The organism is Streptomyces sp. NPDC056231 (assembly GCF_048270745.1).
GTDB lineage: Bacteria > Actinomycetota > Actinomycetes > Streptomycetales > Streptomycetaceae > Streptomyces.
Map to the genome: position 1 here is coordinate 44484 of NZ_JBLVKW010000023.1, position 22503 is coordinate 66986.

Annotated in this window: 12 protein-coding genes; 9 read left to right on the top strand and 3 right to left on the bottom strand. The window is 67.7% G+C overall.

From position 1 onward, the window contains the following. Nucleotides 1-193: 193 nt before the first annotated feature. Genes ACNPQM_RS19495 through ACNPQM_RS19515 form a run of 5 tightly spaced genes read left to right on the top strand, consistent with a single transcriptional unit; the run spans nucleotide 194 to nucleotide 7472 of the window. Nucleotides 194-1723, top strand: a complete 1530-nt coding sequence (locus ACNPQM_RS19495) for an ATP-binding protein (RefSeq protein ID WP_418084998.1) — start codon at nucleotides 194-196, stop codon at nucleotides 1721-1723. 24 nt (nucleotides 1724-1747) lie between these two features. Beyond that, on the top strand, nucleotides 1748-4651 hold the full coding sequence (locus tag ACNPQM_RS19500) for a Z1 domain-containing protein (protein WP_418084999.1): 2904 nt from the start codon (nucleotides 1748-1750) through the stop codon (nucleotides 4649-4651). Nucleotides 4652-4705: 54 nt separating this feature from the next. Next, complete coding sequence (locus ACNPQM_RS19505; protein WP_418085044.1) at nucleotides 4706-5107, top strand: very short patch repair endonuclease; 402 nt, start codon at nucleotides 4706-4708, stop codon at nucleotides 5105-5107. Next, entirely contained in the window at nucleotides 5104-6099 is a 996-nt protein-coding gene (locus ACNPQM_RS19510) for a DNA cytosine methyltransferase (RefSeq protein WP_418085000.1), read from the top strand. Before ACNPQM_RS19505 ends, ACNPQM_RS19510 begins: the two co-directional genes overlap by 4 nt. 11 nt (nucleotides 6100-6110) lie before the next feature. Then, nucleotides 6111-7472, top strand: a complete 1362-nt coding sequence (locus ACNPQM_RS19515; RefSeq protein WP_418085001.1) for a DNA cytosine methyltransferase — start codon at nucleotides 6111-6113, stop codon at nucleotides 7470-7472. 18 nt (nucleotides 7473-7490) lie between these two features. Here ACNPQM_RS19515 and ACNPQM_RS19520 read toward each other — a convergent pair whose 3' ends face one another. Genes ACNPQM_RS19520 through ACNPQM_RS19530 form a run of 3 tightly spaced genes read right to left on the bottom strand, consistent with a single transcriptional unit; the run spans nucleotide 7491 to nucleotide 11539 of the window. Further along, nucleotides 7491-8369 (bottom strand): DUF6339 family protein, encoded by an 879-nt coding sequence (locus tag ACNPQM_RS19520; RefSeq protein WP_418085002.1) that lies wholly within the window; start codon nucleotides 8367-8369, stop codon nucleotides 7491-7493. Next, the gene (locus ACNPQM_RS19525) at nucleotides 8366-9361 is read right to left on the bottom strand and encodes a hypothetical protein (RefSeq protein WP_418085003.1); all 996 of its coding nucleotides are present in this window, start codon (nucleotides 9359-9361) and stop codon (nucleotides 8366-8368) included. Before ACNPQM_RS19525 ends, ACNPQM_RS19520 begins: the two co-directional genes overlap by 4 nt. Before the next feature lie 3 nt (nucleotides 9362-9364). After that, nucleotides 9365-11539: a helix-turn-helix domain-containing protein gene (locus tag ACNPQM_RS19530; RefSeq protein ID WP_418085004.1), complete on the bottom strand. Its 2175-nt coding sequence runs from the start codon at nucleotides 11537-11539 to the stop codon at nucleotides 9365-9367. A 593-nt stretch (nucleotides 11540-12132) separates the two neighbouring features. Here ACNPQM_RS19530 and ACNPQM_RS19535 point away from each other — a divergent pair. From ACNPQM_RS19535 to ACNPQM_RS19550, 4 genes are all read left to right on the top strand, one after another. Continuing rightward, nucleotides 12133-12276 (top strand): hypothetical protein, encoded by a 144-nt coding sequence (locus ACNPQM_RS19535; RefSeq protein WP_418085005.1) that lies wholly within the window; start codon nucleotides 12133-12135, stop codon nucleotides 12274-12276. A gap of 210 nt (nucleotides 12277-12486) precedes the next feature. Continuing rightward, the gene (locus ACNPQM_RS19540; RefSeq protein WP_418085006.1) at nucleotides 12487-17259 is read left to right on the top strand and encodes a DEAD/DEAH box helicase family protein; all 4773 of its coding nucleotides are present in this window, start codon (nucleotides 12487-12489) and stop codon (nucleotides 17257-17259) included. Then, nucleotides 17256-19160 carry a UvrD-helicase domain-containing protein gene (locus ACNPQM_RS19545; protein WP_418085007.1) on the top strand — a complete coding sequence of 635 codons (1905 nt, stop codon included), beginning with the start codon at nucleotides 17256-17258 and terminating at the stop codon, nucleotides 19158-19160. Before ACNPQM_RS19540 ends, ACNPQM_RS19545 begins: the two co-directional genes overlap by 4 nt. Beyond that, complete coding sequence (locus tag ACNPQM_RS19550) at nucleotides 19157-22414, top strand: helicase-related protein (protein WP_418085008.1); 3258 nt, start codon at nucleotides 19157-19159, stop codon at nucleotides 22412-22414. Before ACNPQM_RS19545 ends, ACNPQM_RS19550 begins: the two co-directional genes overlap by 4 nt. Nucleotides 22415-22503 lie beyond the last annotated feature (89 nt).

The window sequence follows — 22503 nt, forward strand, 5'->3', positions numbered from 1 at the left end:
GACAACTGATACATCCCAAGGGCCCCGCTTCGGCGGGGCCCTTGGGCGTACGAGCAGGCGGAATGCGGCGCTCTTTCTGCGAGAAGTCTCCCCCAGTGCCCCACCTTTGCAATATCATCACATTCCATCCACTGATCTCAGGGCCGCACCTCACCCACGCAGGTCTCAGCTCTGTGTGCGCGAGGAAGCCTTCATGACGCCCTATCAGCCTTCCGGCGACTGGCAGTACGAGATCCCGACGACCGGCAGCAAGCGGCTTCCCCCCGCCGCCCGTTACGTCGAATCGCTGACACACCAGGGTTACGGCTTCGAGGCGGCCATAGCCGACCTGGTCGACAACTCCATCGACGCGGGCGCCCGGAACGTCGTCATCAGCTTCCTCCGGGACGAGGACCGCCTCGTCAGCCTGCTCGTCGTCGACGACGGATGCGGCATGAACGACGAGGCGCTGGACACCGCGATGACGGTCGGCGGCCGCGAGGGGTACGCCAAGAGCGCACTCGGCCACTTCGGGGCGGGCCTCAAGGCCGCATCCCTCTCGCACGCCGATTCGCTCACCGTCATCAGCCGGACCAAGCGCAGCCCATCCACCGGCCGCCGCTGGCTGACAGCCCGCGCCCAGGCCGACTTCACGTGCGACGTCGTCGACCCTCGCTACTGCCAGGACCTCGTCGACCGCTACGACGGAATCGTCGAGTGGCACGGCACGATCGTCCGCTGGGACCACGTCCGGGCCTTCGACACCGTGACGACCGGTCAGGCCGACCGGTTCCTCAATGACGCGATCGAGAAGCTGGAGACTCATCTCGGTCTCTATCTGCACCGCTTCCTGGCCCGCGAGGGCTTCAACGTCGACATCGTCGTCGAGGACGTGCGGACCAGGGAGGAGCTCGACCACCGCGGCGTCGAGCCGCTCGACCCGTTCGGCTACCGGGTGCCGGGACGGGCCGGCTACCCCCGTACGTACACCGCACCGATCGAGGGCGTCGGCAAGCTCGCGCTGACCGCACACATCTGGCCGCCGAAGTCGCCGCTGGTCAGCTTCCGCGGCATCGGTCCGCTCGCCGAACGCCAGGGCTTCTACATCTACCGCAACGACCGGCTCGTCCAGGCGGGCGGCTGGAACAGCACCCGCAGCGCCGAGGGCCACCTCGCCCTGGCCCGGATCGCCGTGGACCTGCCGACCGAACCGAACGACGTCTTCAGCCTCACGGTGAAGAAGGACGGCGTGACGGTCACGCCCGCGTTCGCACGCGGTCTCGAACAGGCCACCGACGACAAGGGCCACACATTCGCCGCGTACCTCCAGGAAGCGGAGACGACGTACCGGGAGGCGGCCCGCCGCTCCACGGAACCGACCCGCAAGGCCGTCATCCCGGCCGGCAAGGGCCTCGACCCGAGGCTGAAGCGCGCCCTCCGGGACGAACTGCCGGAACTGGACGGCGAGGACCCGATCACCTTCCGCTGGGAAACACTGCCGTCGGAGGTCTTCTTCGAACTCGACCGGGAGGAGCGGGAGGTCAGGCTCAACAAGGAGTACCGGCAGGCCTTCAACGGAGGCCGCCGCGGCGGCCTGAACGACGCCCCGGTCGTCAAGAGCATGCTCTACCTCATGGTCAACGAGATCTTCCAGAAGGAACGGGTGCGGGCCGTCCACACCGACAACGTCGCCCTGTGGAACAGCGTCCTGGTGACCGCCGCCCGCTGCGAACTCTCCCGCTGACCCGCCGAAAAGAGCCTTTACGCCATGACCGACGCTGCCGATCACCTCTACAACCTGCACGGCGATGTCCTGGGCGCGATGCGCCGGGGCCCCAAGCCTTTCGCCAAGCTGGCCTTCGTCCTGTCCGAAGCCGAGGAACCCGCCGACACCGACTTCGGGCACTTCCGGGACCGTATCGTCGCCGCGGGCCCCGGCGACGAGCTCACCGCGCTCTGGCACCGCACACTGACCGCCTGGGACCTCGCGGAACACGCGGACTGGTCGACGGCCGCCGCCCGCACCGACGAGCGCCGCGCGGACACCTACGCCCGCCTCGGCTTCGGACCCGACCTGCGCAAGGCACTGGACGAGGCGGTCCCGGTGTTCAAGGAGCCCGGCGCGACGGTCATCAGCAAGGACTTCACGTCCTGGTACTCGCGCGACACCGCCGCCGCCCGTTCCTTCTACTGGAACTCATACGAGCAACTCCTGCGCCGCAAGGGCTGGTCGGACGCGGCCGTCTCCAGCCTCGACGAGGCGAGCCACGCCGTGGTCGAGCGTCTCTCCGACCCCACCCGCACCGAGGCGTACGGCGCCCGCGGCCTCGTCGTGGGCTACGTCCAGTCGGGAAAGACCGCCAACTTCACCGGAGTCACGGCAAAAGCCATCGACGCCGGCTACCGCCTGGTCATCGTCCTCGGCGGCACCCTGAACCTCCTCCGGGGCCAGACCCAGCGCCGCCTGGACATGGAACTGATCGGCCGGGAGAACATCCTGCGCGGCGCCGACCCTTCGGACCTGGACGCCCTGGTCGGCATCGACTACCAGGACGACGAGGACTGGCCCAAGAAGTTCGTCAGCCACGGCCACCGGCCGTTCAACATCGAGCGGCTCACCACCCGGGACAACGACTACCGCAGCCTTCTGCAGGGCATCCGCGCCCTGGAGATCGAGAAGCGCGAACCGCACCTCCCGCTGTACGTCCCCGAGAACCTGCATCGCGCGGCCGCTCGCGTCATGGTCGTCAAGAAGAACAAGTCCGTCCTGACGAACCTGGTCAAGGACCTCAAGAAGATCGGCCCGATCCTCCGCGAGATCCCCACCCTGATCATCGACGACGAGTCCGACCAGGCATCCGTGAACACGTCCGACCCGAAGAAGTGGGAGTCGTCCCAGACGCAGCGCACGGCCATCAACGGCCTGATCTCCCAGCTCCTGAGCCTCCTCCCGCGTGCCCAGTACGTCGGCTACACCGCCACCCCGTTCGCGAACGTCTTCATCGACCCGAGCGACGGCGAGGACATCTTCCCGCGCGACTTCCTGATCTCCCTGCCGCGGCCGTCCGGCTACATGGGCGTGCAGGACTTCCACGACCTGGACGGCGAGGGCGCGGCAGAGGAGACCCACGTACGCGGCATATACGAGGACACGGGCGACCGCCTCCAGGAGGCGATGGACGCGTTCGTCCTCACGGGTGCGCTGAAGTTGTACCGCATCGATCACGGGGTCCCGGAAGACCCGTTCCGGCACCACACGATGCTGGTACACGAGTCGGTGAAAATGGACGACCACGCCGATCTCGCGCTGCGCATCAAGACAATGTGGGACAACGCCGATTTCAAGTCCCGCAGTGGACACGCGCGACTGGAAGCCTTGTTCGCCGCCGACTTCCGGAAGTACGCAGCAGATGATCTTCCCACGCCCGATTCGTACGAGGAGCTCAAGACATACATCTCCACTACGCAGAAGCTCGTGTCGTCGGGTGGATCCCCCGTCATTGTCGTCAACGGCGACACGGACCGCTACTTCTCCCAGATCGGCCTTGACTTCGACCGCACCCCGAACGTCTGGAAGATCCTGGTCGGCGGGACGAAGTTGTCCCGTGGCTTCACGGTCGAGGGCCTCACCGTCACCCACTACCGCCGCACCACCCGCCAGGCGGACACCCTGATGCAGATGGGCCGCTGGTTCGGCTTCCGCCCCGGCTATCGCGACCTGGTCCGCCTCTACATCGGCCGCGAGGAACCACTGACGAAGACGCAGACCGCCGACCTGTACGAGGCCTTCGAGGCGATCTGCCGCGACGAGGAAACCTTCCGCTCCCAGCTGTCGCGGTACGCGGAACTGGTCGACGGAAAGCCGCAGGTGACACCGGCTCAAATCCCGCCGCTGGTGTCCCAGCACCTGCCGTGGATCAAGCCGTCGGCTCGGAACAAGATGTTCAATGCGGAGTTGGTGGAGGCGCGGTCGCCGGGCGTCTGGGAGGAGCCCACTGCTTACCCCGAGGACCCCGACGCCCTGCGTCACAACACGGAGTGCTGGGTACCGGTCCTCGGAGCTCTGTCGGATGCTCCCGTCTCGCTCTGCGTGGACGGCAGCCCGCAGTACGACGCGCGGGTGGGCACGGTGTCGCACAAGGATCTGCTCACGGTGCTGTGCGACCTGCGCTGGTCCGCCCCGGAGCAGTTCTCGCCCCACCTGGAGTTCCTGCTGGACGCCGGACGAGAACCGGGCACGATCGACGACTGGTACGTGATCGCTCCGATGCAGACGTCCGCCCGCCGGAACGAGGCACGCATCCTGGGGCACGGCCCCTTCTCCCTCGCACGCCGCAAGCGCCGCCGCGGGCCTGTGTTCGGAGCAATCCGAGACCCCAAGCACGTCGCGGCGGCGCAGCGCCTGGCGGGGGCCCCGAACCTGACTGGAAACACGGCCGTCGAGCAGAACGTCCGTCCACGTCGGGGTGCGCTGGTGCTCTATCCCGTGGTGGAATCGGAACCCCGGATCCTGTCCGACGGATCGGTCGATCCGCGTGACCTCGTCATGGCCTTCGCCTTCGTCGCCCCGCCGTCGACGGCTCAGGGCGACCGTCCCTTGGTGCGGTTCCGTGCGATCGACTCGACCAGGGCGGAAGCGGCGATAATCGATCGTGACTACATGCGTTCGTGAGGCTCGACGACAGTGAACATCGTGACGCCTTCCTCTCCCGGCGTCTCCCTCCGCATGAGCAGGCAGGCGAGCAAGGACACGGCAGTCGAATTGGCTGTGCGACGGCTGCTGCACGCCGCCGGGCTGCGCTATCGCGTGGAGTACCCCGTGCCTGGCATGCCCCGGCGACGGATCGACGTGGCCTTCACCCGGGCCAAGGTCGCGGTCCTCATCGACGGCTGCTTCTGGCACGGATGCCCTCAGCACGCCACTCAGCCGAAGGCCAACGCGGACTGGTGGCGCACCAAGTTGGACCGGAACATGGCCCGCGACCGGGAGACCACCGAGCACCTGACCACGGAGGGGTGGACCGTGCTCCGGTTCTGGGAGCACGAAGCCCCTGAAGAAGTGGCCCTACGGGTGGAGGCCGCTGTGAAGCGGCGCCGAACAGAACGAACGAGGGGGAGGAAAGAATGAGTGGACTGACCTTCGTGGACGTATGTTCCGGGGGCGGCGGGCTCGCTCTCGGGCTCGAGCAAGCGGGATTCGAGCCGCGACTGCTGCTGGACGACGACGAGCTCGCCGTCACCACTCTGCGGACCAACCGACCCCGGTGGGACGTGCTTCACACCGACCTGCTGGACTTCGACCCGGCCGAGTACCCCGTGAGCTACGACGTGGATCTCCTCTCTGCCGGCCTGCCACGAGTGAAGTCGAGTGCGACCGTCAGGCGGGCGGATTCGTGTGTGGAGGAGCGGCTGTTGGAGGCCACGGTCTATCTCGTCCATGCGATCAGGCCTCGGGCAGTACTCATCGAGAACGTTCCCGGGCTCGCTCACTCGAGCAAGTATCAGCACTTCCGGGATTTCGCCCGAGCCGAGCTGGCCCACCTGGGATACGAGTGCAATTGGTTCGTCGTCAACGCTGTCGACTTCGGCGTACCGCAGAACCGCAAGCAGGGCCTCCTGATGGCCGTCGACCGGCGGCGGGCCGAGTCGTTCCGAGCGCCTGCACCGACCGTGCGGCAGCCGACGACGGTCGGTGTCGCGTTGGGGCGGTCCATGGCCTCGCGCGGTTGGCAGGACGCCGCCCGCTGGGCCGCACAAGCCGATCAACCGGCTCCGACACTTGTCGGCGGCTCGAAGAACCGCGGCGGCGCCGACCTGGGGCCTACGGGCGCCAAGCGCAAATGGGCGACCATGGGTGTCAACGGTCACACCGTGGGTGACGAGATCCCTGGCTCGGACTTCGTGTGGGCTCCCGAGCGCGGCAGAGACAATATGGTGAAAATCACGACGGAACAGGCGGCGCTGCTGCAGGGCTTTCCAGAATCCTGGGAGATCGCCGGGCGCAAGACCGCCCGATACCGCCAGGTCGGCCACGCGACGCCGCCGCCCGTCGGAAAGGCTCTGGGTCGAGCCGTCGCCGTGGCACTGCACGGGGATCCGACGCCCCCCGTTGCCGGCTAGACTTCCGCCACATGACCAGCACGGCGTCCCACGAGCCCATTCTCGGCAAGCCCTTCGTCCTCGACCTCTTCGCAGGTCCCGGAGGGCTGGATGTCGCCGGGCACGCGCTCGACATCCCGAGTCTCGGCATCGAGTGGGACAGGAGCGCGTGCCTTACGCGGTACACCGCTGGGCTGGACACCCTCCACGCCGATGTGAGTGCGGTCCGCAGGGACGCCTTCGAGTCGCTGCCACCGGAGATCAATGTGCTCGCCGGCGGCCCTCCGTGTCAGACGTACTCGGTGGCCGGGCACGGCGCCGGGCGCCAAGCCCTGGACGGGGTCAAGGAGTACATCGAGCGGCTGATGGCGGGCGACTCCGAGCAGAAGATCGACGAGGACCTCAAGACTCTCAGCGATCCACGCACCGCGTTGGTTCTGGAACCTCTCCGATACGCGATTCAGGCAACCCGGAGCCCGAACCGGGAGAACCGCCCTTACGACGTCATCGTCCTGGAGCAGGTCCCCGCGGTGGCCCCGCTCTGGGAGCACTATGCCAAGGTGCTGGAGGAGACCGGGCTCCCCGACAAGACCAAGTACAAGGTCGTGGTCGGCGTCCTCCGCACCGAGGCCTACGGGGTACCGCAGACGCGATCCCGCGCAGTGCTGATCGCTCGGCGTGAGGGGCTCGGCGAGCCCACGCTTCCCGCCCCGACCCACCGCTCCTACGAAGCGAAGGAATGGAACCGGAGGAAAGGAGCGAGCGAACCCGGACAGGACGCGGACCAGGTCCATCAGCCGACCCTCTGCGAGGACACCACCTCGTCGAAGAGCGACGCGGACCTGCGGCCCTGGAGGTCGATGCGCGATGCCCTCGCGAACCCGGCGGGAGCGCATCCGGGACGTGTCGCTCCCTTCCTGGTCCGCTCGAACTACGGCAGTTCCGGGAACCCCGGGAGGCGTGGAGTTCGGACCGACCAGCAGCCCGCCACCACCGTCACCGGCCGCATCTCCCGCTTTGTGGTCTTCGAGCACCTCGACGAGAACATCGTCTACGAGGGCCCGCGGTTCAGCATGAACGAGGCGGGGATGCTGCAGAGCTTCCCGCCGGACTATCCGTGGTCGGGTACGGCGCAGGCCCAGCAGGTGGGCAATGCCGTACCGCCCCTGTTCGGTGCACACCTGCTGAGTTCCGCTCTCGGGCTTCCCAGGCTGGCCCCGGAGACGTTGAGGAAGCCGTGGCAGCCGGCCACGGAGGAGCAGCGGGCCAAGTTGCGAGGCATCGGCTGTGGCACCGCCGACGCCTGCACCGACAGGTGCCCGCAGCCCAAGGACCAGGTGGCGCCGCCGTCTTCCGTGCGCCCGCGCAAGAACAAGAAGGTGTCGGCGAAGTAGCCCGAGCACGGCACCAGGTCAATCCCCGCTCTTCCTGTCTCTGACCGGCGCAGTTTCGAACAGTTCCGCGAAGTAGCTGGTGAGCGCGGCCACGGATTCCTCCGGGACGGGGTCCTCGTCGGGCCCTTTTGGGAGTGCGTACCGGTCGACCGGTGGCGCCGATTCCGCTTCTGCGATCCAGTCCCGCAGATGGACGGGGTCGCGGGGCTGGTCCGGCGCGAGGATGTCGTAGACCAGGGTCGCACCGGCCGCGTTGATCGCGACGCTGAGGCCGTCGACCTCTCGCCCCCTGGCGACCAGTCCGTTCTTCAGCAGGCGGACCATGGCCTGAGCAGTGGGACGGTGGTCGATTATCTCCTTTTTCAGAACGCTGTGGATGAGGTCCTGGTTTCCGCAGGCTGCCGCGACCGGCTCGTAGTCCGCCCCATTCCTGAACAGCTCAGCTGCCCACCACAGGCGTGAGAAACACTGCCGGTCGGCAGATCCCCGGAAGCGCTCCGCGGCGATGCGCCTTTGCGGTTTTGTCGCCGTCGGCTCCGACAGGTGCCGCCAGGCAACGTAATCAGGGGCCACCGCCAGGGCGAGGTGGTTCCACAGACGCTTGTCCGCTGCTTCTCGCCGTGTCAGGCGCAGCGTGGCATGGAGACGTGGCGCAAGCCATGCGTCGGATCGGGTGCGGTCCTCCCGAAACTCGAACATGGCATCTTCCACCAGGCTTCGGATCGGCTCGACCCACCATCTGGCGTCGTCCTCCGGGAGCAGCTCGACAACCTTGGCGAGGTCGAGGCCAGCATGCACCTGTTCGCCGTTGAGCAGTCCCTCGGTGAGAAACGGGCCGGCGGCCGAGGAGTCGAGCAGCGCCAGGCGCTCCGGGACATGGCTCGGTTTGGTGATCACGTCTCGCTCTCCCGGTTCATCTGTTCCAGCCCGCGAATGACATAGGCGAGGGCCTTGGTGGCATCGGCGCGGCGGATCGCCGCGTAGTGGATGCGGGTCTGGAGTTCCACCCAGCCCGAGTCGCCGGTGCGGCGGCGGTGCACCTGTCGTAGCGCCTCCTCGACGTGTACGCCGGGGACCACGTCCGGGAGCATCTCCCGCAGCACCTCGCCCCGCCAGTCGGTCGGGAAGACCGGACCGGCGCCGGGTTCCACCTCCAGGTCGCCGATGGCACCGTGGAACACCGCCGTCCAGACGTCGGTGGCCATCTGGGCGACCAAGAGGTCACGCACCTTGCTCTCCACGGCGGAACCGTTGCTGTCCAGCAGTCCGAGGATCCCCTCGACGTCGGTGTTCACGAACACCGTCGGGACCCGGGCTGAAGCGTCCACGACCCAGGGCGCATCGGCATACGTCTGCAACCACTCCCGCGAACTCTTCTTGAACGAGGCTCTCCGCACCTCCAGTCGGAGCTCCTGGACCGGATCGTCCGAGACCGTGTCGACGACCCAGCTCCGGTCGGTCTCGGCGATGGACCGCCCCCGCACCCCGGCCACCGTCCCCACCGCGTACGCGGCGAGGGAGGCACGCCCCAGGTGGTCGTCACGGAGCACCTCGACGGAGCCCGACCAGTCCCGGCCGTCCTCCGTGTCCCGCATGAGATCCGTGGACGTGCGTGCATTGGTCTCGCCATCGGTCACCACGGCAAGGACGCGCAGCTCGGACCACGCGGCATCCGGCGCGTTCGCACCAGGTGGCAGCGTCGCGGAGAGCCCGATCGTGGCGCTCACCCAGTCGGTGTGGCCCGCGATGCCGAGCGCGACGGCCTGCCGCTGGGTGGAGAACGCGGTGGTCTCCAACTGATCCCGGGTGCCGTCGGGCAGTTTGAGGGAGACCGAGGTCACCCTGAGTGTGACCGGTCGCTTGAGCCGATCGTACGGGTAGGACTTCACGCGTCACTCCCCTTTGCCGGCATGGAGTTCGAGGACGAGGCTCGTGAACATCGCCCTGACCGGATGGGTGGTGACGTCGGTGCAGCCACGGAACTTCGCGCGTCGTGTGCCCGGCGGGAAACGCAGGATCCCGTCCTCCACCTCACAGCCCTCGACGGCCACGAGTTCCGCCCAGTCGAGCTTCGGGCGACCACCGGAGCGCACGTCCAACTGGGCGACCGGCACCATCGGGACGATCTCGTCGCCGCGCGGGATCTTCACCTCCGCGATGATCCGCCACTCTCCTTCGTCGCCGATCGTCGCGTCGAGTGCCTCCAGTTCCGGCACCACCGGCCCGGTGGGCACCTTGGCCTTCGGCTTCTTCTTCACAGTCAACGCCTTGCGCAGGGCCTCGCCGCCCTCGGCGCCGCCGCCGCGCTTCGGTCGTGCGACGAGTTCCTTGACAGCGTTGTTGGCCTCGGTGGTCAACGAGTTGATCCGCCGATACGCCGAGGGCGACCAGCGCAGGGCCAGTTCTTCCGTCTGCCCCCACCGGTCGTGCTCGGGCGGTTCCGCCGCCCGCAGGAACTCCTCGGCCTCGGTCGCGAAGGGGGCCGATTCACCGGCGGCCTCGCCCACCAGGAGCACGGCCTGGAATGAATTGGTGCCGACAGGCAGGTTCGGGACCAATGCCCTCTTGACGGTCATACGGTTGCCTCGTAGCGAATGCATCTGGTTCTTCGGCCCGTTCTTCTTCTCCTCGTCGTCGCTCACGACATCGGTGACCAGCAGGACCGCCTGGTGCGTCCCGAGGGTTCCGCTCTTCCCGCCTCCGAACAGCGGCAGTTTCAGCGGAATGCTCTGCGCAACCACTTGACCGGCCTCGGTGAGCCGATCCACAGTGACGCCCTCGTAGTGCGCCCGCAGGGCGCGAGTCCGGGAAGGCTGCTCGACGGAAGGGTCGACCTGCTCCTCCTCCAGAACGACGTCACCGTTGCGCATCGTGCGGACAGATGCCTCCAGGAGCGGAAGCCTGCCGCCCCCACCGGTCATCGCGGCCCAGAAGTCGCGCCCCAGCGCCTCGACCAGACGGCGGTGCATCCTGCGAATGTCGCGGGTGTCCTCGCCGCCTTCCCCTTCCCCCCCGTCCATGTCCTCTTCTTCATCGTCCTGGGATGAGCGTTCGTCGAGGCTGGCCACGTCCTGAGCACCGACGACGAGGAAGGATGTGCCCGGTTCGTCGCTGTCCCGGGTGAGATGGAGACGGGCCACGGTCTCCTCGTCCGCCCACCACGAGCGGGCGACCTGGGCACCGGGGGTATCGGGGTCGGGGCGTCCGAGCCAGGCCGGACCCGCGTACGGCACACCCTCGACCTCCCGCCAGGGAAGTTCCAGGCGGCCGATGACCCGCCGCTCGGTACGCCCCTCGTGGGCCTCCGACAGGGTGGAGTTGACGAGCACGAGGCCAAGCGCACTGGTGGCCCACAGCGTCGCCTTCCCCAGTCCGTACGAACCCCCCGCGCCGGGTCCGGACTTGAGGCTCTCCAACTGACGTCTGATCACGGCGGCGAACTTGCCGTCCTCGTAGTCGTCGCCGGTGAGCCCGGACGCGTTGTAGTCGTCGACGCGCAGCAGGACGAGGCGCCCCTTCTCGTACATGTCGCGCACCCCGGCGTCCACGACCCGGCCGACCTTCTGGTTCCCGGCGGTCTCCGAGACGGCGGAGTAGTGCGGGAAAAGGTCGTTCCAGAGGATCGCGTCGCGGAAGTCTTCCAGGAACTTCCCCGTCAGCTCGTGCAGGGTGTAGCGGACCCTGACAGGGCGGCCTGTCTCCTTCCGGCGCTCGTCGAGGCTGTTCTGGCAGGTCTCGCGTGCGAGGACCTGCACGTCGGCATCGAAGGCGAAGGCGGCGGCATTGCCCAGGTCACGACCACCGTCGGGGTAGCCGGGGCGGTGGTACCAGGTGACCGGGAGGCCGGCCTGGGTGTCGGTGGTGCGGGTGTGCACCGTACCCACATCCGTGCCCAGCGCCTTGGCGATGTCCGTCATGACGGTCGGGCGAGGAGTCGACCTGCCGGTGATCCACGCGGACACAGCGGCCCGAGTCAGCTTGAGCTCATCGGCCAGTTCGGCCTGCGTCTTCCCTGCGAGCTTGAGCTGTCGGGCCAACCAAGGCCCGAACTCCTCACCTGTCTCCACGCGTCACCTGCTCTTCCTCGGAGTCCATGCAGATCGTGTGTGCTGTGGACCACGAGGTTAATTTGACACGCGCGGAAGCGTCAACCAACAGTTGATCGACTCCATCGCCGAGATCCCTTCAACTCGGTGTCCAAGTTGCCCTGAATGCCCAAGCGTCGCCCCGTATGCGGAACTTCCATGAATGGAACCCCCAACTCCCTTCTAAGGAACGAGAGTTGAGGTTGCACCTTCGAGTGAACCTCGATACGGTTATTGACGATGGGGATCCCATCTCGCTCACGAAACCCGAAATCGGGAAGGCTGGGCGACCCGGGGGAGAAGTGCACCCAAATTCAGCCCCGCAACAGGAGATCAAGGCACACACCAAGTCGCCACTCCACCACCGCAGAAGTATTTCGACGAAAGGGCTGGCAGCATCGGGCCGACGCCCGCTAGTGTTCTCGGCCAACAAGAATCCCAACGAGGGATTCAGTATCGATGTCATCCATTTTCGCGGGGGACGTGTGCCAAATTTACCCCTGTGCAACCTGAATAGGGGTGTGCCATTCATGATTGAGCAGGGATACAACGACTTTTTGTTTTCATCTCGGGAAATGAGTTCATTCGAACTGGCAATCAACGTGGCCAAGACCGAGGCCGAGGTGGTGGAGATTCTCCAGGACTGTGACCTGTCCGAGAAGGACTTCCCCGACGGGGGGATTCCCGGTCTGCCGCCGGACGAGTTCCCCACGACCTGAGCAAGGTGACAACCAACGGAGCAGGTCACAGCCCCAAGCCGTTCCTCTCGGAAGACCCGGACCCTCCCAACGCCTTCACGCTCGCGAAGGCACTGCGACGCCGATACACCAACACCACGACAGGCACGCGCCGGCTTCATCGAAGCCGGCGCGGCCGGCCCCATCGCTGACATTTCACTCGGAACTTTCACGACTCAGGAGTGCAGAGCAGTGCCGCCTTCGCCTTCTTCCGTAGTCCAAACCGTTCTCGAACAGTCCTCGCGCGTCCTGCAAACCTACGCGGTGGACCCCGGTCTCGTGGCCGAGCACGCCAATGGCGAGCGCCGTATCACCCAGGGCGGATATGGCGATCGCCAGCTTTTCGAGCTCGTTCAGAACGCGGCCGATGAAATATCCGACGAGCCGGGCGGACGAGTTTGTGTAGTCCTCACGGAAAATCACTTGTACTGCGCGAACGAAGGTAATCCGGTGACCCCGGAAGGCGCGGAGACAATTCTCCGGATGAGCATGTCGAAGAAGCGTGGAGGCCAGATCGGGCGTTTCGGGGTGGGCGTCAAATCGGTTCTCGTGGTGACCGACGCACCGGAGTTCTTCAGCAAGACCGGAAGTTTCGGATTCGACCGTGCCTGGTCGTACGAGCAGATCAAGGCCGTGTCCGGCGTGACGGCGCGCTACGGCCCGGAGTTCGACGCCCCCGTGCTGCGCATGGCCCGACCTCTGGACGCGCAGGCCGAGCGCGCTTCCGATCACGTCCTGAACGAGTTGCTGGACTGGGCCACCACCGTCGTTCGCCTGCCCCTGCTCAAGAAGGCCGACGACCGGCTGGGCCGAGACATGCACGGCGGTCGTGCCAAGGACCACGGCGAGCCCCGCGAGGAGTTCCCGGCTGGCTTCCAACTCTTCTCTCCACACGTCGCGAAGGTCGTGCTGGAGGACCGCCGGCCCCGACCCGTGGCCCGCCGCACGCTGACCGCACGGCAGACAGGCGACCTGCACACCGTGGTCGAGGAGCGGACCGGGAAGGTCGCCACCACGGACCGGTGGCGCGTGTTCACCACCACCCACGAGCCCGGTCCGGCAGCCCGCGACGACGCCGGCGAGCTGCACGACCGGCTCTCGCTCGACCTCTCCTGGGGCGTCCCGACCCTGGAGAAGGATCCGGAGAGCGGCCTGTACGTCAGCCCGCGATCGCGCGGACGAGGCAAGTTCTGGTCCTTCTTCCCGACCAAGTACGAGATGTCACTGAGCGGCATCCTCAACGGCGCCTGGAAGACGAACGAGGACCGGCAGAATCTCCTCGACTCCTCCCCCTTCAACCAGGAGATGATCCGAGCGGCGGCACAACTGGTCGTCGACTCGCTCCCGGCCTTGGCGCCCGTCGAGGACCCGGCCGCCTACCTCCCACTGCTGCCCGGCCGCGCGAAGGAGGCGATCAGTTGGGCGGACGAGTTCCTGACTGAAGAGATCTGGATGCGTACCGCAGTGCACGCGTCACTTCCTGACCAGAACGGCGAGCTGTGCGTGCCGACCGAACTGCGGGTACACCCTCGTCCCAAGGACCCGAAGAAGGAATCGAAATCTCTCCTCCGTTGGCTGCGGTTGTGGCACGAATGCCCGGACCGTCCGTCGAACTGGCTGCACCCGAGCGTCGAGGCGGACTCTCTGCGCTCCGGCAAGGTCGAACACATCCTTGGTGCGGCCAAGCACCAACGAGCAGACGTTCGCGTTTGGTTGGAGGCCCTCGTCGAGAGTGGCACCGCTGAGGCGTCCGCGACCGCAGTCCGCATTCTCGCCGACATGGTCGAGGTCCGCTCCCCGTTCGTCGAGGAGGCCCGCAAAGCCCACATCGTCCTCACCGAGGAGCACGGTCTCGTCGCCCCTGTGCACGGCAAGGTGTACCGCCGCGCCGACCAGGGCGGACTGCGCGAGTCCCTGGTGTACGTGGTCGACGAGCTCGGCCAGGACCCCTCATTGGCGCACGCGCTCGACGTCCTGGGCATTCGGGAGGCCGATGTCGAGGGCCGGTTCGACAGCGTTCTCGATCAGGGCTTCGATCATTACAGCGAATCGGACTGGGAGCGGTTCTGGGAGCTGTTCCGCCAGGCCGGGGTCCGCCGACTGGCCCACAAGGTCCTGGAGCGGGTGCCCACGCCGCGCTCGACGCTCCGTGTGCGGACCGCCGACCGGCGATTCCGGCCGGTCGAGGACTGCATGCTGCCAGGTGCCGTCGTCGACGCCAAGCGTGACCCCGGCATCGCCGTCGACATGGCGTTCCACTCCGACGACACCTCCTTCTTCTCGCAGGTCGGTCTACGCGAACGACCGTCCGGCGGGTTGCAACCCCAGGCGGACGAGGCGTGGTTCGAGGAGTACCGCGAAGCCCTCCACGCCGCCTACCTGCGTGGCCTGGACAGTCGCGCCCCGCGCCCCGCGCTGAACCGGATGAAGGTCGAGGGCGCCGCGATCGGCGGCCCGCTCCACCTCTTCCGCGCTCTCTCGGAGGAATCCCGCGCCGCCTTTCTGAAGGTGCTGCCCGACGACGCCGTGGTGGACAACTGGACGCGTCAGATCGGCGCACAGACCAGCACCCGCCAGGCAGTTCCATCGCCGATCCGGTGGATGCTGAGGAAGTTCGGCACGATCGCCACCTCCCAGGGGATCAAGCCGCTGAAGGAGGCCGTCGGCCCCCAGCTCGCCGACTATCGAGACGTGCTGCCGGTCGCCGACATCTCTCCCGAGAAGGCCCGCAGGCTGCGACTCCCGACCACCGTGGACGATGTTCCCGCCGACCGTTGGGACGCGCTCCTCGACGAGGTGACCCGCAGCGAGGACGACTCCTTCGTGGGCGCCACCTACGTGATGCTGACCCGGTTCGGCGCGGACTTCCCCGAGGACTCCCTGACTCGTTGCCGGATCGGCGACGTGTGGGGTACCCGACCGGACGACGAGATCACCCTCGCCGTCGGAGCCGCTCAATACCGGGCGCTCCGTGCCGAGCAGCTCCCGGCGTTGCTCGTGCCGACCGCCGAGGACGCCGAGCTGATGATCGAGAAGTGGGGCATGCTCCGCTACGCCGACGTGATCAGCCGGGAGACCCGAGAAGTGACGGAGGGCGACCCTGTCCCACTGGTCGAGCTCTTTCCTGCCCTGCGGCAGCGCCTGAACAGCGGGAACCGGAACAGCATGGTGCAACGGTGCAGCGAACTGGAGGAGGTCACCCGTACACCCAACGGCACGCACGCCTCCCCCCTGGACGCCGTGCGCCAGGACAGCACCGTCAAGATCCGCGTTCCTCTGGACCCCGAGCCGATGCTGCGCCTGATCGACCGCGAACTCGGCCTGGGTCTCGGCGCTGCCGGTTGCCGTGCGGTGCTGGAGCACCAGGACCGCATGGCTCGGGACAGCGAACTGAAGGCGGCGCAGAAAGCGGTGCGCGAGGCCGAGGACGTGGTGGCCAAGATCGAGCTGCTGATCAGTTCCGACGCGCTCCGGACCGGCCTTCCCGAAGGATTGATGGAGGCCGAACTGCAGGCGACCGACGGCGTGGAGCCGTCCGGGCGCCGGATCGCGCAGATGGCGTTCAACGCGCACGGTGACGGAGTGCTCCAGCAGCACGCTCGGGACATCCAGACGCGCTTCCCCAACGCCCCGGTCGCGTACGGGGGTTCATCGGCAGCCATCGCGTTCGTCTCGGAACTGAGGCTGCCTGTCGCGTTCGCCGGTTCGCGGGCTCCGTCTCCGCCTTCGTTCGAGACCGTCGAGGGCCCTCGGGACTTCCCAAGCCTCCACGAGTACCAGGAGGACCTGGTCCGGAACATCTCCACCATGCTCGACCGACTGGCGCCCCAGCGCGGCATGCTGTCGCTGCCGACCGGCGCCGGCAAGACCCGGGTCACCGCCGAGGCCGTGATCCGCTGGGTGAAACGGGTCGGCGACCTCAAGGGTCCGCTGCTGTGGATCGCACAGACCGAGGAGCTGTGTGAACAAGCCGTTCAAAGCTGGAAGTTCGTCTGGAGCAAGGTCGGCGCCGAGCGGCCGCTGACCATCAGTCGGCTGTGGAGCACCAATGAGGTCGGGAACGTCGTCGACCACCCGCACCTGGTGGTCGCCACCGACGCCAAACTGGAACGGTGCCTGAGCATCGACCAGTACGCCTGGCTGCGCCAGGCCGCGCTGGTGATCGTGGACGAGGCACACACGGCCATCTCCAAGCGATACACCCAGATCCTGGGCCAGTTGGGACTCACCCAGTACGAGACCGGCCGGCATCTGCTCGGCCTGACCGCCACCCCGTTCCGGAACACCAACGAGGACGAGACCCGCCGCCTGGTCAGCCGCTTCGGCAATCGGCGACTCGACGAAGGAGTCTTCCCGTCGGGCAACCCGTATCGCGACCTCCAGGACTGGGGGATGCTCGCCCAGGTCGAGCACCGCACCCTCGAGGGCGGTCGTATCGAACTCACACGGGACGAGAAGACACACGCCGATCGCATGGCCATGCTCTCCCGCGCCGCCGAACAGCGGCTCGCCGACGACCACGCGCGCAGTCGGCGCATCGTCGACTCGGTGGCCGAACTTCCGGATAACTGGTCGACGTTGCTCTTCGCCACCTCCGTCGACCACGCCAAATACCTGGCCGCCCTGCTCAACGATCGGGGTGTCCCGTCCGCCGCCGTGGACTCGACGACCAGTGCGCAGGACCGTCGTACTCGCATCGAGAACTTCCGAAGCGGACGTATCCGGGTCCTCACCAACTACGGTGTGCTCACCCAGGGATTCGACGCACCGGCCACTCGTGCCGTGGTAGTGGCCCGGCCGGTCTACAGCACCAACGTGTACCAGCAGATGATCGGTCGCGGACTGCGCGGACCACGGAACGGCGGCAAGGACAGCTGCCTGATCCTCAACGTCAGCGACAACATCGCCAACTTCGAAACGCACCTCGCCTTCACTCAGTTCGAGCATCTCTGGAGCCGGAAGTGACCGACGTCTACCAGGACAGCCCTCCGCTCACCGACGAGCAACTGGCCGTGGTCGAGCAGCCCTGGGACGCTCGTGTCCTGGTCACCGCGGGTGCCGGTGCGGGAAAGACCCACACCCTGGTGCGCCGGCTCGACGCGCTGTGCGGCCACGAGGACCCAGAACAGGCACTGGAGGCGGCCGAGATCCTGGTGCTCACCTTCTCCCGGGCCGCGGCCCGGGAGCTGCGCGAGCGGATCTCCGTGCACGGGGAACGAGCCCACCGGGTGCGCGCCCGTACATTCGACGCGTGGGCCTACGAGGTACTACTCGAGGCGCATCCCGACGGCGATTGGGGAGCGGTCGGCTTCGACGAGCGGATCGCCGCAGCGACCCGCGCGATCGAGAAGGGTGCGCTGGAGGTCGGCGACGCGGTCCCGCCCGCCCATGTCGTGATCGACGAGGTGCAGGACCTGCTGGGTGGGCGCCGCGAGCTGGTGGAGACGCTTCTCGACCGGTACCAGGACAGCTGCGGCTTCACCGTCGTCGGAGACGCCGCCCAGTCCGTGTACGGCTTCCAGATCGAGGACGTGCGCGAACGCACCGACGAGACCGGTCGGTTCTTCGACTGGCTGCGCTGCTCCTACCCCGACGACCTGGTGGAGCTGCACCTCACGCGTAACTTCCGGGCCACCACCGCCGAGGCCCGGGTCGCGCTGGCGCTCGGCCCCCGTCTCCAACAGCTGAGCGATCCGGACGAGGCGGGAACGCTCTACGACGAACTACGCGACCTCCTCCTGGATCCGGCAAACAGCATGGGCGGCCTGGACGACGAGTTCACCCTGGAAGGCCTGCGGGACCTCTCCGACACGTCCGCCGTCCTCACCCGCGACAACCAGCAGGCCCTCGTGGTCTCCGGCCTGCTGCGCGCGCACGGCATCGACCACCGGCTGCGGTGCCCGCTGGAGGAGCGTCCGGTGCCGTACTGGGTGGCCGAGTTGCTGCGCCGCACGGAGGCGACCGTCCTCACCGAGGACAGGTTCCGTACGCTCCTCGCGGAAATCCCTCTCCCGTACGAACCCGACGCCGCCGCCCTGTGGACGGTGCTGCGTCGGGCCGCGCGCGGAGCAGGGCGCGGTGTGCTCGATCTGGACCGGTTGCGCCGGGTGGTCGCCCAGGGCTCATTCCCCGACGAGGCGGCCGACCCGGAGACCGCCCGCATCGTCGTCTCGACGGTGCACCGAGCCAAGGGCCTGGAGTTCGACCGGGTGATCGTCCTGACGCCACCGCCCCTCGCCGAACTCCACAAGCGGTACCAGGACGAGCTGGACTTGCCCGCCGAGGCCCGCGCCCTGTACGTGGCGATGACACGTGCCCGCCAGGACCTGTACCACGTGGCCCCTCCCGAACTGCCACTCTTCAGGAGGGCGGGGAGCCGACGCCACGGCCGTCGCTACCTCGGGTCGTGGCGGTCGTACGACAGGTACGGGATCGTCGCCGAGGCGGGCGACGTGAACCGGGACGACCCGCCCGGCCAGGAGACGGACGCCGTCGCCACCCAGGCGTATCTCCTGGAACAGGTCCGTCCCGGCCAGGAGGTGCTGCTGCGCAGGCGCCACGAACTGCCGATGGGTGAGGCGGAGAGCCCTCCGTACGCGTTGGTGCACGAAGGGTGGGAAATCGGCGAGGTATCGCGGAGGTTCCGCGAGGAGCTGTTCCAGGTGCAGAAGGTGAACCGCACCTGGGACCCTTGGTGGCCCGACGAGATCCACGGCCTGCGGATCGACATCTTGGAGACCGTGACGGGCAGCACCGCCGCCGGCGCCAACGCCGGTCTCGGTGAGCGAGGCGTGTGGATCGTCCCGCGGATCACCGGCATCGGCCGGTACCGGAGAGCCGACAACTACGAGGAGCAGCGCGCATGACGCGGGTGGCAGGCCGATACTCCGAACACTACCGAGTCCGGGACGAGGAACTCCTGGTGGGGCTCCGCCGTGAACTCCTGGGCCCCGCCAAGGACGCCGAGCCGGACGATCAAGGCGAGGTTCTCACCCAGGACGCGCCGATCGACCGCTACCTGACCGGCGTGCTGTATCCGCGTGCCGCGGACAGGGCCGCGAAGGAGCGGCAGGACGAGGACGCCGACGAACACGACGGCTTGGACACCGCCCCTCTGCTCACCCGCGACGACGTCGAGGAGTCCGGCACCGCTCAGGATGTCGGCGCCGCGGGGGACAGGCGTCCCTCCTCGATGGGTCTGACCTTCGCGGTCCGCCCGACCATAAGCAGCTCGATCGTGGTCTCGGCCCACGCGGCCGTCTACCAGCCCACCGACGCCGACGGCAGGCCCGCCCCGGCGCGCCGCGCCGAGGCCCGTACCACCGCCGACCAGCGGGAGCGATGGCGGCGCAAGGAACTCGCCCTCCCTGACCAGACCATCGACGTGACCCGGCCGGATCCGAAGACGACGATCAAGCTCGCCCCGGAAGCCGCGTTGCACGTCAACGTCCGGCGTCTCGATCGGACCACCGGCACGGTCACGGTCACGGTCACGCTGATCAACACCCAGAAAGTCGGCGAGCGGGATCTCCAGGACGCCTTCTCCCTGTTCCAATGCGGTCTGACGGTCCGGGCCGCCGACGGCTCCACCGCGTTCGTCGAGCGTCCCGCCCCGGCAGCCGACCACGACCCGGAGATCGCCACGAGTCGGTTGCTGCACCGCCACGCCCCGACCTTCGCGGTCGGCCACGGCTGCGCCGCCGAGTGGGACTGGGCTCCGTCGCCGATCGGTGTGACCGAAACCGAACCGCCCGCCGTCCCCGAGGTGCGGAGCCAGTTCGTGCCCACCGTGGACGTGCTACTCACCGACTCCAACCCGGAGATCGACAGCTCGACGCTGTCCATGCTGGGGCTGGCCGAGAAGTCCGATTCCGAGGTCCTGGCCGCTCTGGAAGGGCTTGCCACGGGGTACGAACACTGGATCGACCGCAAGTCGGCCGAGGCAGACGCTCTGACGGGCAGCCCCCACGAGAAGCCCGCGCGGGAACAGGTGACGGCCTGCCGCGAAGCGCTCGACCGAATCCGTGAGGGCATCGGACTTCTGCGGACCGAGCCCGATCTCATGCGCGCGTTCCGCCTCGCGAACCGCGCCATGGCGGACCAGCGTGCCCGCAGCAAGTGGGTGAAGGACGGACGCGTCGGCGCCCCCGACCCGGCCGCCGGTCACTGGCGCCCCTTCCAGATCGCGTTCGTGCTGCTCTGCCTGGCCGGCATCGACGACCGCGCGCACCGCGATCGGCAGGTCTCCGATCTCCTGTGGTTCCCCACCGGTGGTGGCAAGACGGAGGCCTACCTCGGGCTGATCGCCCTCACGTCGTTCCTGCGTCGCATCCGCAAGGGTGCGGTTGGCGGCGGTGTCACCGTCCTCATGCGCTACACACTGCGGCTGCTCACCCTCCAGCAGTTCGAGCGCGCGGCAATCCTGCTCTGTGCCATGGAACACATGCGGCGCAGTACCCCCGAGTTGGGCCGTGAGGAGTTCTCCGTCGGCATGTGGGTGGGACGTTCGGCCACCCCCAACACGCTGGCAGTGGCAGGCCTGAAGCTCGACGAACTACGGAGGAACCTCGACAAGCGCCTCGCCACCGAGAATCCCGTCCAACTGCACGCCTGCCCCTGGTGCGGGACCCGCCTCGACGCGCGGAACTACGACATCGACGAGGACGCGAAGCGGATGCATGTCCGATGCCCCGGCGCGGGCTGCGACTTCGCCGACGGCCTACCCGTCCACCTGATCGACGAGGCGGTGTACGACGCGCGACCGACCCTGGTGATCGCTACCGTCGACAAGTTCGCCTCGATGCCATGGCGTCCCGCGACCTCCGCGCTCTTCAACCGCGACGACGACCCGGAAGACGGCACCCCTCCCCCTGAACTGATCGTCCAGGACGAACTCCACCTGATCTCCGGCCCGTTGGGGACGCTCACTGGCCTCTACGAGACCGCCGTGGACGCTCTCGCCGACCGCCCCAAGGTGATCGCCTCCACGGCGACCATCCGTCGCGCCGCCGACCAGGGACGTCATCTCTTTGCCCGCGAAGTACGCCAGTTCCCGCCCGCCGGTCTGGACGCCCGCGACTCGTGGTTCGCCGTGGAGACACCGCGCGCGGAGAAGGCGAGCCGCCGCTACGTCGGCCTCCTGGCCCCCGGTACCAGCCAGTCCACCCTGCTGATCCGCACGTACGCCACCCTGCTGCACCGGGCCAAGCAGGCGAAGACCGAGGACGAAGTGCGCGACGCGTACTGGAGTCTCGTCGGCTACTTCAACAGCCTCCGGCTCCTGTCCGCGGCCGAACTACAAGTCCATGACGACGTGGTGGCCTATCTGGAACTGCTCGCCGAGCGCGAGGGGGTGAAGGTTCGCTCGGTCGCCAATTACTCGGAACTGACGAGCCGTATCGACGCAAGCGAGATCCCCACCCGACTCAAGGGCATCGAGAAACGACTGCCCGACGAGGACACCGTGGACGTCCTCCTGGCCACCAACATGATCGCGGTCGGCGTGGACGTGGACCGCCTCGGTCTCATGGCCGTGATGGGTCAGCCACAGACGACCGCCGAGTACATCCAGGCCACCAGCCGGGTTGGCCGCGCGCACCCCGGCCTGATCGCGGTCATGCTCAACTCGGCCCGCTCCCGGGACCGTTCCCACTACGAGAGCTTCCAACATTTCCACTCGGCCCTGTACCGCGAGGTCGAGTCCACCTCCGTCACACCGTTCTCCGCCCGCGCCCGCGAGCGGGGCCTGCATGCGGTGATCGTCGCCCTCGCCCGCATCATGATCCCTGCCGCCCGGCCCAACGAGGGCGCCGGCCAGGTCGAGTCCTACGAACACGTGCTCCGAGGCCGCATCAAGTCGATCCTTCTGGAACGCGTGAACTCGGTCACCCGGGAGGAGACCGGCCCCGTGTCCCGGGCCTTCGACGAGTTCGTCGAGTGGTGGTGCGCCGAGGCCGACATCCACAGCGGCCTGCTGTTCGAGCCTCAGAGGGGAAGTCGTATCCCTTCGCTACTGAAGGCGTACGACGACGAGTGCGAGGACGTCGAGGCATGGTCCACGTTGTGGAGCCTGCGTGACGTCGACGCCGAGACCGCCCTGTTCATGGAGGGAACCCGATGACCCCGCCCCCCGCCCGCCGTCGCCGGACCGGCGCGAACGACGCCGCACCTGCCCACAACCTTCCGCGACGTGGTGCGGTCCGCCGCGCC